Below are 13,363 nucleotides of genomic sequence, written 5' to 3'. Positions count from 1 at the left end.
ACCATGCAAGAAGGAAATTTCGTAGCTTCATTACTGCCTCTAATCGTGCTTTTCGCGATATTTTATTTTTTGGTCATCAGGCCTCAGCAAAAACAGCAAAAAGCGCACGCCAAAATGCTCTCCGAGCTTGAAAAAGGCGATAAGATCATCACAAACGGCGGACTGATATGCGAGGTGATAAAACCAGAAGAGGATTTTATCAAAGTTAAGCTTAACGACGATGTAATCGTGCGCGTCTCACGAGAATTTATCGCAAGAAAGATCGAAGTCTCAAATGCGTAGTGCAAGGGTGACTTATAGGCTGATCATACTTTTGATCGCCTTAGTTTTTGGCTTTGGCTTTTCGATGCCATCTTTTTTGCAAACTCAAAGCGGAGCTAAAATTTCGCTTGGTCTTGACTTGCAAGGCGGTCTTCATATGCTCCTTGGCGTAGAGACCGACGAAGCGATCCACTCCAAGATCAAATCAATCGCCGGCAGCATCAACTACTACGCAAAAAAAGAAGAAGTGCTCATCGATAAATTTAAAATAAAAGAAGATAGCGTGGAATTTGCGCTCCTTGACAATGACGAGGTGTCTAAAGTAGATGCGGCTCTAAAAGAGATAAACGGTATCAACGTCGAAAAAAACGGGCTTTCTTATACGATCACCCTTACGGATAAAGAGCGCGCCGATACGATAGAATACGCCATCTCTCAAGCAGTAGAGACTATACGAAACAGGCTCGATCAGTTTGGCCTCGCAGAGCCGACCGTAGCTAGGCAGGGCAAAGACAACATCCTAGTCGAGCTTCCAGGTATCAAAACGGCTGATGACGAGCAGCGCGCGCGCGATCTCATCGCAAAAGCCGCGCACCTTCAGCTGATGGCTGTCGATGACAAGAGGCAGGATCAAGCTAGGACTATGAGCCCTGCCGAGGCCGAGAGCTACGGCGATATCATATATCCGGACGCAAAAGACGATCACATAAAATACGTGCTTAAAAACATCCCCGTGTTAGACGGGGCGATGCTCACCGACGCTAAGGTCGCATTTTCTCAGCAAAATAACCTGCCTATCATAAATTTCACTCTAAATTCCGAAGGAGCTAGGATATTTGGCGATTTTACCGGGGCAAATGTCGGTAAACGCCTTGCTATCGTGCTTGATGGTAAGGTGTATTCAGCCCCTGTGATAAACGAGCGAATAGGCGGCGGTAGCGGTCAGATAAGCGGTGGTTTCACGCTTGATGAGGCTCACGACGTAGCGATCGCACTTAGAAGCGGTGCGTTATTAGCCCCTGTAAAGATGCTGGAAAAACGCAGTATCGGCCCGTCTTTGGGGCAGGAGAGCATAAATCAAAGCATGATGGCGCTAGCGGCAGGATCGATAGCAGTCGTGCTTTTCATGCTTGTTTATTATGGGATTTCAGGCGTTTTTGCAAACATCGCTTTGATCGCTGACGTCGTGATACTTGTCGCTGTGATGGCACTTTTTGGTGCGACGCTCACACTGCCTGGAATGGCCGGTATAGTGCTTACTATTGGTATGGCGGTGGACGCTAACGTCATCATAAACGAGCGTATCAGGGAGCTGCTGCGCGACGGTGCCAGCGTCAAAACGGCCGTGCAAAAGGGCTATGAACATGCGATGAGCGCGATCATAGATGCGAATTTAACGACTATCATAACCGTCGCCGTTCTTTACGCTTACGGCACTGGGCCGGTAAAGGGCTTTGCCGTCACGATGAGTATCGGCATCATCGCTTCGATGATCACGGCGATATTAGGCACTCACGGTATGTTTGACGCCTTTATGGAAAAGATCGAAAAAAGCGGAAACACAAGCCTTTGGTTTGGTTATAAAAGGAGCTAGGGATGCAAATTTTTACAAAGGCTAGAGTTTATGATTTTATGAGATTTAGGTTCGTCTCGGTCGTATTTTGCCTCATTTTGTTTGTCGGTTCGATATTTTTACTGGCTACTAAGGGGCTAAACTACGGTATCGACTTTTCGGGCGGCACGCTCATTCAGCTAAAATACGACACCAAAGCGCCGCTTGATAAAATTCGCGAGGCTTTTGCGTCAAATGAAATTTTAAAAAATGCTTCCGTTACGGAGTTTGGTGCGACAGATGAGGTCGTAGTGCGATTTTCAGGCTCCAGCTCAAATTTAGGCTCTGATATAGGAGTGACCGTAAAAGAGCTTTTGAAAGATACCGGAAACGTCGAGGTGCGCCGCGTGGATATCGTCGGACCTAAAGTAGGCGACGAGCTGCGCGAAAAAGGCCTAATGGCGATCCTGATATCGTTTGGTGCGGTGCTCATTTATATCGCATTTCGTTTCGAGTGGCGTTTCGCTCTTGCGGCGATCGCGACTGAGATACATGACATCATCATCACCATGGGAGCGATCTCGCTTTTTGATATAGATGTAAATTTAGACACCCTGGCCGCGATACTGACCGTGCTTGGCTACTCGCTAAACGATACGATCATCATTTTTGACCGTATACGAGAGGGCATAAAAAGTAGCAAGAGGACAGATATCGAGGGCGTGATAAACGAGTCCGTCTCGGCAACGCTTTCAAGGACTATTTTGACCTCAGCGACTACCATGATGACGGTTTTGGTGTTATTTTTGTTTGGTGGAGACATGATACATGGATTTTCTTTCGTTTTGATCGTAGGCATCGTCATAGGAACGATAAGCTCAATCTATATCTCTTCGCCTTTGCTTATTTGGTTTAAATTTAGCATCGAGCATTTTAGAGCTAAAGAGGCGCAAAAGCAAAAGGATAAAAAAGAACGCGATAGAGAGCGGGCCATGTTTGAAAAAGGTGTTGTGTAAGGAGCTAAGATGAACTGGGGAAAAGTCATATACATATTTTTTGCTTTGATGAGCCTTACGACGGCGGTGGAATTTTTATACGATAAAAACGAGATCGCACTGTTTGTCGCGGCCAGTATAAATTTAGTCTCGACACTGCTTAAGATCGGTGTTAAAAATTTGCTCTCGGCCGAGCTTTTTGCCAGCTCGCTTGTGGCTGATTTGCACCTGATACCGGCCTTTGTGATACTGCAAGTATCGGGCAATGCGGTGCTTTGCTACTCGCTTGTCATCGGTGCCGTGATCGCAAATATCTTTTCGCTTGTGCTCGTTTTGATAGAATCAGCCAAGACACAAGAGGAATTTTAGGAGATAAAATGGCTCAAAATTCAAAATACGAAGCCGCGAAAATCGAGAAAAAATGGCAGGAAATTTGGCATAAAAACGGTGAATTCGAGCCAAAAGACGATTACACTTTGCCAAAAAAATATATCCTTTCGATGTTTCCTTATCCTAGCGGACGCATACACATGGGACACGTGAGAAACTACTCTATCGGCGACGCTTTGGCGCGTTATTACCGCAAAAACGGCTTTAACGTGCTTCATCCCATAGGCTTTGACAGCTTTGGCATGCCTGCTGAAAATGCTGCGATAAAGCACAAGATCCATCCTAAAAAATGGACGTATGAAAATATCGACTATATGAAAAAAGAGCTTTCCAGTCTTGGCTTTTCATTTTCCGATAGAAGGATGCTCGCTACTTCGGATCCGCTTTATACCAAGTGGGAGCAGAGCTTTTTTATAAAGATGTTTGAAAAAGGGCTGATTTATAGGAAAAGTGCGATCGTAAACTGGTGCGAGCATGATCAAACCGTGCTCGCAAACGAGCAAGTAGAGGACGGATGCTGCTGGAGATGTGGCAACGAGGTCGTCCAGCGCGAATTCCCGGGGTATTATTTCAAGATCACGCAATACGCCGAGGAGCTTTTGAACGATCTTAAAACGCTTGAGGGAAAATGGCCTAATCAAGTCATTGCGATGCAGGAAAACTGGATCGGCAAGAGCTCGGGCCTTGAGTTTAAATTTTACCTTGATGATGCTTCGAGCCGTGCTTTGGGCGGTAAATTCGACGGATTTGAAGTGTTTACTACGCGCCCGGATACGATCTACGGCGTGAGCTACGTCGCACTGGCACCAGAGCATAAGGTAGTTAGGGCTTTGCTGGGTAGCGAAATTTTAGACGATACAAAGAAAGCCAAGATAAGATCGATCCTCAATCAAAGCCCGCGCGAACGCCAAGCTAGCGACAAGGACGGCGTATTTTTGGATATTTATGTGCTTCATCCGCTCACAAACGAGCCAGTACCCGTTTGGGTGGCGAATTTCATCTTGGCTGATTACGGTAGCGGCGCGATAATGGCCGTTCCGGCGCATGATCAGCGAGATTATGAGTTTGCGAGTAAATTTGGCTTGCCGATAAAGCAGGTCGTCATGCCAAAAGAGGGCAAATTTGACACGGACAAAGCAAACGCCGAGTATGGAATTTCCATAAATTCGCCGCTTATAAACGGACTTGAAACCAAGCAAGCCAAGCAAACGATAATAGAAAAATTCGAAAAAGACGGGCTTGGCAAAAGGATAACAAACTATAAGCTACGTGACTGGGGGATCTCACGCCAGAGGTATTGGGGTGCGCCGATACCGATAGTGCATTGCCCGCAGTGCGGAGTAGTGCCTGAAAATGAGCAAAATTTACCTATCGCGCTACCTGATGATGTGGTGATAACTGGTGAGGGCAACCCACTGGACAAACATCCTACTTGGAAATACACAAAATGCCCAAAATGCGGACACGATGCCGTGAGAGAGACCGATACGATGGATACTTTCGTCGAGAGCAGCTGGTATTTTGCTAGATTTGCAAGCGACGAAAAGACTTGGCAGGAGACGGCTTTTGATAAAAAGAGCGTTGATTACTGGATGAGCGTGGATCAATACATCGGCGGCATCGAGCATGCGATCTTGCACCTTTTGTACGCGAGATTTTTTCAAAAAGTGCTTAGAGATTTAGGGTATTTAAGGGACGATGAGCCTTTTAGCAACCTTTTGACTCAAGGGATGGTGCTAAAAGACGGTAAAAAAATGAGCAAAAGCAAAGGCAACGTAGTAGATCCCGATGATATCATAAACAGATACGGAGCCGATACGGCGCGCCTTTTCATACTTTTCGCCGCTCCTCCGCAAAAGGAGCTCGAGTGGAACGATAGTGCGGTCGAGGGGGTGTATCGCTTTTTAAACAGGCTTTGGGACAAGGCCAAAACCATCAAAAAAAGTGAAATTTTGCCTGCTATCGAGCATGCGAATTTAAGCAAAGACGAAAAATATGCGCGCATGAAGGTCTATGAGGCGCTTAAAAAATCAAGCGAGGTGTTTAACGAAACGTTTGCGTTTAATACCTTGATCGCTGCTTGCATGGAGGCGCTAAACGCTCTAAATGCTCAGGACAACGACGATGTCGATACCGAGGGCTTTTTTATTATTTTAAATTTGCTTGAGCCTATAGTCCCGCATATCGCAAATGAGCTTAGCGAGGAGCTTTTTGGACGCAAGAATTTTACAAAGCTTGAAATTTTAGACGAAGTGTTTGTGAAAGATGCGATAAATTTAGCCGTCACCGTAAACGGTAAAAAAAGAGCTGAATTTGAGATAAGCGCCGATGCTAGCGAGGCTGATGTATTAAAGGCCGCTAAAGCCAGCGTTGCAAAATGGATAGAAGGTAAAGAGATAATAAAAGAAATTTACATCAAAGGAAAGCTTGTAAATTTAGTCGTCAAAGGATAAATTTTGAGGTATATTTTAGGAATTTTCATAGCTTTACTCATCGCAGGATGCGGGTATAAGCCCGTTTCAAAAATCACGCAAGACATCATGGGTGAGAGCGTATATGTCGATGTCATCATAAGTAAAACCGAGCCTAAAAACAGCGTGTGGATAAAAGACGCTGTAAAAGAGGGCATGGTCGCTAGGCTAAACAGATCCCTAAGCGACGATAAAAACGCGGACACATCGATAATCGTATCTATAAAATCGCTAAGCTACGAAGCTACGGTTTATGACGAAAAGGGCTATATCACATCGTATAAGGCTATTTTAAATCTCAACTACAAGACGAAATTCAAAGACGGAAGAGTGGTAGATATACCTGCTAGCGGCGAATACGACTTTAGCGTCGCACGCCGTCAAAAAAGCATGCGATACGCAGATAGTGTCATCAGTGATACAGATAAATACGAGGCTATAAAAGAGGCCTCCAAAGAGGCGTTTGATGAATACATCGCAAATTTAGCAGTAAAAGGATACAAAAATGGCAGCCATAACCGTTAGTCAGATCGTAAAAGAGGCGCTTGGCGAGATAAAAAACCGCCATTTGATGCTGACACCTGAAAACTACACCGATATATTCAATGAAATTTCAAAAAAACACGGCTTTACCACCGAAGAGAGCCAGAAAATAGAAAAATACATCTCCAGACTAAGCGGCGAATACAAAAACCAAGCCTTGGGACTAAATATCAAAACGATCGATGAATTCGTCGCGTTCATGATAGCTAGGCTTTGTAGGAACGCCTCGCAAAGCGCTCCAAATTCCGCCGAGGATAAAAAGACGACTCAGGCGCTAAACTCGTTTGCCAGAAAAATTTTACAAGCCATATCCATACTGCATAATAAAAAAGCCAAGGCTCTAGCGGAGCAAGGTATGCAGCTTTTGGCGAAAAAATACGATGAAAAGACGCTTGAAGCCATGTGCGAGAAGTGGTTTGAATTCATCAGCTCATATAATGACGAATTTCTTGATTTTATGAAATATTACGGCGTCAATGACTTTGATGACCTTGAGACGATGAGCGCCGAGCTTGAGAAATTTTTGATGATAAAAGACGAGGGTTGTGAGGCGGCTAAACTAGCCGAGCTCATAATGTTTTCACTAGAGCCTTCTATCACCAAAGAGCTTGCAGGCGAGCTTCACTCGTTAAAAGATATCATAAAGCAAAATCCGGCCAGTCTAAACTGCACTGAATTTCAAGACAAGATAAAAAACTTCGTCGATCGCAGGATAGAAGAGGACAGGGCCGAGATAATAGAAAAAGTAGGCTCGCTAAATAGCGTCCTGCAAAGCATAGGCGAGAAGATCTCAGAGATCGCCGTTAGCTCGCAGACAAATTCCATAAAAGTGCAAACCATCAAAAATGACCTAAAAGGCATAAATCTAAACTCAAGCAGCATAGATCAGGTCAAAAATATGCTCATCGAGATCGCCGGTGCGCTAGAGATAGAAAGCCGCGAGCTTGGCGTCGAGATGAACAGCAAACAAGCGACCATCTCGCAGCTGCAAGATAGGGTCAATACCCTCGAAATAGAGCTCGCCGCAGCCAAGCTTGAAAGTAAAGAGGACTTTTTGACCAAGGTAGCGACTAAACGTGCGCTGATGAGCGAGATACAAAAGATAGAGGAAGCCTACAAGCGTTATGGGACGGACTACTCCATTTGCTTTGTGGATATCGACTTTTTTAAAAAGATCAACGACACCTACGGACACGAGGCCGGGGACGTCATCCTCTCTTCCGTCGCACAGGTGCTCAAAAAACACGCCAGAAAGATAGACTTTATCGGCAGATACGGTGGGGAGGAATTCGTGATCTTGCTTCCTAGCACGAGCCTTAATGACGGAGTGAAATTTGCTGATAAGCTTCGCTTGATGATAGAAAATTTCAAATTTATTTATAAAACGGAGACGATAAAGGTCAGCATAAGCTCCGGCGTGGCAACCAGAAGTGCGAATTTAAGCGATACGATGACGCTTGAAAATGCCGATAAGATGCTATACGCCGCAAAACAAGGCGGTCGCAACCAAGTCATGCCAAAGATAATCGGCTAGGTTTTAAATTTTATGCAGCTTCAGAAATTCCTAGAGGGCAAGCCTCTATTTTACAAAGAGATCGACTATACCCGCATGCCACGCGCTTTTCGTAGTATCAAAGGCGCGCTAAAGCCCTTTAAGATCATTCACGTCATCGGCACGAACGGCAAAGGCTCGACAGGGCGCTTTTTGGCTCAAATTTTAAGAAGTACGGGCGCTAGCGTCGGGCATTACACCAGTCCTCATATTTTTAAATTTAACGAGCGATTTTGGCTAAACGGCTGCGTGGCGAGCGATGAAATTTTAGAGGCGGCGCATGAGAGATTGCAAAATTTATTAAGCGACGAATTTAAGATAAAAACGAGCTACTTTGAATACGCTACCTTGCTTGCTGCGGTGCTCTTTGAGGGGTGCGATTATTTCGTATGCGAGGCGGGTATGGGCGGAGAATTCGACGCTACGAACGTGTATGATAAAATTTTGAGCCTTTTTACGCCGATCGGGCTTGATCACATGGCGATGCTAGGAGATACGATAGAGCGGATATCGCTCACGAAATTTAACGCCATGAGCGATACAAATATCCTAAACGATACGATGAACGAGACTAGCCTGAAAGTGGCGCTTGATATCGCCCGCACTAGGCGTGCAAAGCTAAATTTCGCCTCTGAAATTTTAAACCTTGATGAAAAAAATGAAATTTTAGACTACGCGCAAAGGTTTGATCTGCCTGATTTTTTGATCTCGAATTTGACTCTGGCGGCTGCAGCGGCGAGACAGCTTGGAGTAAAATTTGATATGAAAAATTTAGGCGCGTTAGATCTTGGCGGAAGGTGCGAGAGGGTGGCGCGAAATTTATACGCTGATGTCGGACATAACGAGCTTGGCGCGCAGGCTATCGCTAGGAATTTCAAAGGTAAGAAGCTCACGCTCATTTACAACTCCTTTTTAGACAAGGACTTTAGAGCGGTCCTAAGTGCGCTAAAGCCCGTCGTATCAAGCGTTTTGGTGTATGATTACAAAAGCGAGGAGAGAGAGCTTGGCGGCGAGCACATAAAAAAGGCCTTGACGCAGCTAAATTTGCCTTATCGTGACTTTGCCAGAAGCGATATGACTGAAATTTTAGCCGCAAGAAACGGCAAAACCTACCTCGCTTTTGGCTCGTTTTATCTCGTGGAGGCCTTTTTGAGGGATTATTATGCAAGCAAGGGTCTATGAATATCTTTTAAAAAACGACGCTCAAATTTTGATCTGCGAGGACGACAAAGAGGCGAGCCTATGCGCCGATGCGGCGGAATTTGCCGGCTTTAAAGCATTTAGACTACCTGATTTTAGAGCGCATTTTGGCGACGATCTGCGAAGCTTCAGCGAGGAGCTTTTTGAAATTTCAAGCGTGCTTAGCGCTTATTATAAATTTAACGGCAAAAAGCTCATAATTAGCCCCTTTCACACCCTGCTAAACCGCCTGCCAAAGGCAAAACACCTACAAAGCAGGACGATAAATTTCGGTCAAAAGCTGAATTTAAACGAGCTTGCAGACGAGCTCATGCGCTTTGGCTACGAGGCCGTTGATATCGTCGAAGGTGCGGGAGAATTTAGCCTTAGAGGCGAGATCATCGACATTTACGGCGTAAATATGAACGAGCCGGTCAGAATTTTGCTCTTTGGCGATGAGGTCGAGAGTATCAGAAACTACTCCACCGCCACGCAAATAAGCTCGAAAACGGAGCTAGAAAGCGTGGAGATAACGCCGTTTATCGCGAATTTAAGCAAGGCTGAGTTTGAAGACGTGAGCCAAAAGATAGAGCGGATGCAAACGGACGCTTTGGTGAACGATCTAAATTCGCTGGGTTTTTGGGCGATAGATGATTTTGGCGATTATCTGGCCGAATTTGAGTGCAAACTCGTTAAAAAGATCGATCTTAGCGAGCTTGCAGACGATGCAAAGAGGCTTGAAAAATTTAAAATTTTACCCGAGGCCAAAGTCTATAAAGACCTGGTCGTTACGTTAAACGATGATTTTTTCGAGCTCAATCAAAACAAAAAGATCAGCGTCCTGGCGCGCAACGAAGGGCTTTTTAGCCAGTTTGATCTAAGGCGCTTTAAAAACGTGCAGTTCGTGCAAAGCCCGCTCGTTTTAAATTTGACCTCGAACGAGCAGATCATCGTTTCGCTCAATAAATTTGAGAAAAAAAGACGCGTAAAGCGTGCCAGCCTTGTAGTGGACGAGCTAAAGATAAACGACTACGTAGTGCACGAGGACTACGGCATAGGCAGGTTTTTAGGACTTGAAAAGATAACCGTTTTGGGTGCAACGAAAGAATTCGTCGTGATCGCTTATCAAAACGACGATAAGCTGCTGCTACCGGTAGAGCATCTAAACCTGATCGATCGTTACATCGCGCAAAACGGCTCGGTCGCGGTGCTGGACCGTCTAGGAAAGGCAAGCTTTGCAAAGATAAAAGAGAAGGTGCGCGAGAAGCTTTTCGTCATCGCCTCAAAGATCGTCGCTATGGCTGCAAAGCGCGAGCTCATAGCTGGCAAAGTGATAGAAAAAAACGATCTTGAATATCTAAAATTCGTGCAAAACGCAGGATTTGACTACACTACCGATCAGCAAAAAGCGGTCGAGGAGATAATGAGCGATCTAAAAAGCGCGCGAGTCATGGATAGGCTTTTAAGCGGGGATGTTGGCTTTGGAAAGACGGAGGTCGCGATGAGCGCGATATTTGCCTGCGTCAAATCAGGCTTTAGCGCGCTCTTTTTCGTGCCGACCACGCTTCTTAGCGCGCAGCATTATAAGAGCCTAAAGGAGCGGTTCGCGGACTTTGGCGTCAAAATTTTCAGGCTCGATAGATTTACATCCGCTAAGGAAAAATCAGCGATGTTAAAGGCGCTAAAAGACAACGAACCTTGCGTGTGCGTCGGTACTCACGCGCTTTTAGGCGTAAAGGCGAACAACGTCGGGCTCATCGTCATCGATGAGGAGCATAAATTTGGCGTCAAACAAAAAGAGCAGCTAAAAGAGGTCTCGGCAAATTCTCATATCCTGAGCATGAGCGCCACACCGATCCCTAGGAGCCTGAATATGGCGCTTAGCAAGATAAAAAGCTACTCGGTCTTAGCCACTGCGCCAAGCTCTAGGCTCGATGTGCGAACGAGCGTGAGAGAGTGGGACGAAAAGGTCGTTAAAGAGGCCCTCATGCGTGAGATGAGACGCGGTGGACAGGCATTTTATATCCACAACCATATCGCAGACATAGAGCAGACCGCGCAAAATTTACGTAAAATTTTACCTAAAATCCGCATCCTCGTGCTTCACTCCAAGATAAACGCCAAAACCACCGAGGACGAGATGATGAAATTCGAGCGTGGCGAATACGACGTGCTGCTTTGCACGAGCATAGTAGAAAGCGGCATCCACCTGCCAAACGCAAACACCATCATCATCGAAAATGCAAATAAATTTGGCATGGCCGACTTGCATCAGCTGCGTGGACGCGTCGGTAGGAGCGACAAACAGGCGTATTGTTACTTTTTAGTCGAGGACAAGGACGCGCTGGGAGGCGATGCGCTGAAGCGTCTATTGGCACTTGAGAGCAACTCGTTTTTGGGCTCCGGCTCGCTACTAGCCTATCATGACCTTGAGATCAGAGGTGGCGGCAATATCGTAGGCGAGGCGCAGAGCGGACACATCGAGGCTATCGGCTACTCGCTTTATCTAAAGATGCTTGAAGACGAGATAAACAAGCTTTTAAACAACGACAGCGCAAAGCTTGACAAGATCGATCTAAAGCTAAGCATAAACGCCTTTTTAAACCAAGACTTCATCCGCGAGGATCGCCTCAGGCTTGAAATTTACAGGCGTCTTAGCAAATGCGAGAGCGTGGGCGCGGTCTACGAGATAGCAAATGAGCTTGAGGATAGATTTGGCAAGATGGACGTTTATACAAAGCAGTTTTTAGACCTCATAGCGATCAAAATTTTAGCTCTAAAATGCGGCTACAAGGCGATCTCAAACAGCGAGCAAAATATCGTTTTGACGCGCAAAAACGATGAAAAAGTGCGCCTAAGATCTCGCAGCAAAGACGATGACGACGTGATAGATGAAATTTTGATCCATCTAAGAAAGGAGGCCAAATGATAGACTGGAAGAAGCAAAAAGCAGCCGTTTTTAGAGCCGGCAAGGGCGCGCTGGTGGCTGTTAGCGATATTGATTTCGTAGATATGGGCAGTCTGCTTGGTATCGAGGCTCAAAAGAGACAAATTTTAGAAAATACGCAAAATTTTTTAGACGGCAAAGGGGCAAATCACGCGCTTCTTTGGGGTGAGAGAGGATGTGGCAAATCAAGTCTGGTAAAGGCTGTTTTCACTAAATTTTGCGAACACGGGCTTCGTATCATCGAGCTTGGCTCTGAGGATCTTAGATTTTTAGCCGACATCATCGACGAAGTGCGCGAAAGCGAGTTTAAATTCATCATTTTTTGCGACGATCTTAGCTTTGAAGATGGAAACAAGGAGTATAAATTTTTAAAGCCACTCATGGAGGGCTCGATACAAAAAGCCCCGAGCAACGTGCTGTTTTACGCTACTTCAAACCGCAGACATCTGATGAGCGAGAGCAAAAGCGATAATGAAAACACGCTGATCTCTCAAGGCGAGATACATCACGGCGACGCGGTACAAGAGAAAATTTCGCTTGCCGATCGCTTCGGACTTTGGATAAGTTTTTACCAAGGCAGCTTTGATGAATATCTGCGTATCGTAGACTTTTATTTTAAAGATCATCGCTGCGATAAAAACAAGCTTCACGAGCTCGCCAAAAACTATGCGACGCTTCGTGCCAGCCGTAGCGGACGAACGGCGAAGCAGTTTTATCTAGCCTTTAAGGAAAATTTAAAATGACGACGACCGAGCTTTTTGTGGCGCTGCTAAATTCTATGAAAGAGCGAAATTTTAAGGAGCTAAAATGGCCTAATGAGGGGACGTTTGAAGTCGTCGTGGGCGCTGTGCTGGTGCAAAATACAAACTGGCGGAACGTAGAAAAAGCGCTTGAAAATTTAAAAAATGCAGGCAAGATGAGCCTGTCTGCGATCTGTGAGCTTGACACCCCAAGCCTTGCAAACCTGATCAAGCCAAGCGGCTTTTACAATACCAAGGCAAAGAGGCTTCGCGCACTGTGCCTAGCCATGCGAGAGAGCTTTGATGATTTTGAAAATTTTAAAGAAAATGCAAGCAGGGAGTGGCTACTTGGCGTAAAGGGCGTGGGGGCCGAGACTTGTGACGCGATCTTGGCGTATGCGTGCGGTAGGGCAGTCATGGTCGTGGACGCGTATGTGCTTAGGATATTAGGTTTTTTGGGGTATGAATTTGATAGCTACGACGAGGCACAGGAGTGGCTAAGCGGGCTTGAATACTCTAAAATTTATGAGATTTTAGACGATGAAATTTATGATGATGTTGAAATTTTAAAGCTCTATCACATTTTGGTGTTGGAATTTTGCAAGCAAAATTTCAAAGGTAAAATTTTAAGTGAACGAGGTAGGGCGATACTTGGCGAAGCTGGTTAGGCTCGTTGTATTTTGGTTGTAAAATTTACGATAAATTTACAAACTAAATACCTAATATTAAAGGA

The 13,363-nt window shown here is 45.5% G+C and carries 11 protein-coding genes; all 11 read left to right on the top strand.

The features are described 5' to 3' along the window. Positions 1-3: 3 nt before the first annotated feature. From yajC to CCVT_RS06145, 11 genes are read left to right on the top strand one after another with little or no spacing between them, the layout of a single operon-like run. Positions 4-282: a preprotein translocase subunit YajC gene (gene yajC, locus CCVT_RS06195; RefSeq protein ID WP_009651151.1), complete on the top strand. Its 279-nt coding sequence runs from the start codon at positions 4-6 to the stop codon at positions 280-282. Then, the gene (secD, locus tag CCVT_RS06190; RefSeq protein WP_018136533.1) at positions 275-1,855 is read left to right on the top strand and encodes a protein translocase subunit SecD; all 1,581 of its coding nucleotides are present in this window, start codon (positions 275-277) and stop codon (positions 1,853-1,855) included. Before yajC ends, secD begins: the two co-directional genes overlap by 8 nt. 2 nt (positions 1,856-1,857) lie before the next feature. Beyond that, a complete protein-coding gene (gene secF / locus CCVT_RS06185; protein ID WP_018136532.1) occupies positions 1,858-2,829 on the top strand; it encodes a protein translocase subunit SecF in 972 nt (323 codons plus the stop codon). Positions 2,830-2,838: 9 nt separating this feature from the next. After that, positions 2,839-3,177: a DUF6394 family protein gene (locus CCVT_RS06180; protein ID WP_018136531.1), complete on the top strand. Its 339-nt coding sequence runs from the start codon at positions 2,839-2,841 to the stop codon at positions 3,175-3,177. 8 nt (positions 3,178-3,185) lie between these two features. After that, a complete protein-coding gene (leuS, locus tag CCVT_RS06175; protein ID WP_018136530.1) occupies positions 3,186-5,651 on the top strand; it encodes a leucine--tRNA ligase in 2,466 nt (821 codons plus the stop codon). A gap of 3 nt (positions 5,652-5,654) precedes the next feature. Then, a complete protein-coding gene (lptE, locus tag CCVT_RS06170; protein ID WP_018136529.1) occupies positions 5,655-6,194 on the top strand; it encodes an LPS assembly lipoprotein LptE in 540 nt (179 codons plus the stop codon). Next, on the top strand, positions 6,175-7,746 hold the full coding sequence (locus CCVT_RS06165; protein ID WP_018136528.1) for a GGDEF domain-containing protein: 1,572 nt from the start codon (positions 6,175-6,177) through the stop codon (positions 7,744-7,746). The genes lptE and CCVT_RS06165 overlap by 20 nt, the downstream gene beginning before the upstream one ends. A 12-nt stretch (positions 7,747-7,758) precedes the next feature. Next, a complete protein-coding gene (locus CCVT_RS06160) occupies positions 7,759-8,946 on the top strand; it encodes a folylpolyglutamate synthase/dihydrofolate synthase family protein (protein ID WP_018136527.1) in 1,188 nt (395 codons plus the stop codon). Further along, on the top strand, positions 8,927-11,872 hold the full coding sequence (gene mfd, locus CCVT_RS06155; protein ID WP_018136526.1) for a transcription-repair coupling factor: 2,946 nt from the start codon (positions 8,927-8,929) through the stop codon (positions 11,870-11,872). The genes CCVT_RS06160 and mfd overlap by 20 nt, the downstream gene beginning before the upstream one ends. Continuing rightward, entirely contained in the window at positions 11,869-12,633 is a 765-nt protein-coding gene (locus CCVT_RS06150; protein ID WP_018136525.1) for an ATP-binding protein, read from the top strand. Before mfd ends, CCVT_RS06150 begins: the two co-directional genes overlap by 4 nt. Continuing rightward, on the top strand, positions 12,630-13,298 hold the full coding sequence (locus CCVT_RS06145; protein WP_018136524.1) for an endonuclease III domain-containing protein: 669 nt from the start codon (positions 12,630-12,632) through the stop codon (positions 13,296-13,298). The genes CCVT_RS06150 and CCVT_RS06145 overlap by 4 nt, the downstream gene beginning before the upstream one ends. The last annotated feature ends 65 nt before the right edge of the window (positions 13,299-13,363 follow it).

The sequence above is a fragment of the Campylobacter curvus genome (genome assembly GCF_013372125.1).
GTDB lineage: Bacteria > Campylobacterota > Campylobacteria > Campylobacterales > Campylobacteraceae > Campylobacter_A > Campylobacter_A curvus.
Note: the sequence above shows the minus strand (reverse complement) of the source record. Positions and strands in the feature narration are given on the sequence as shown.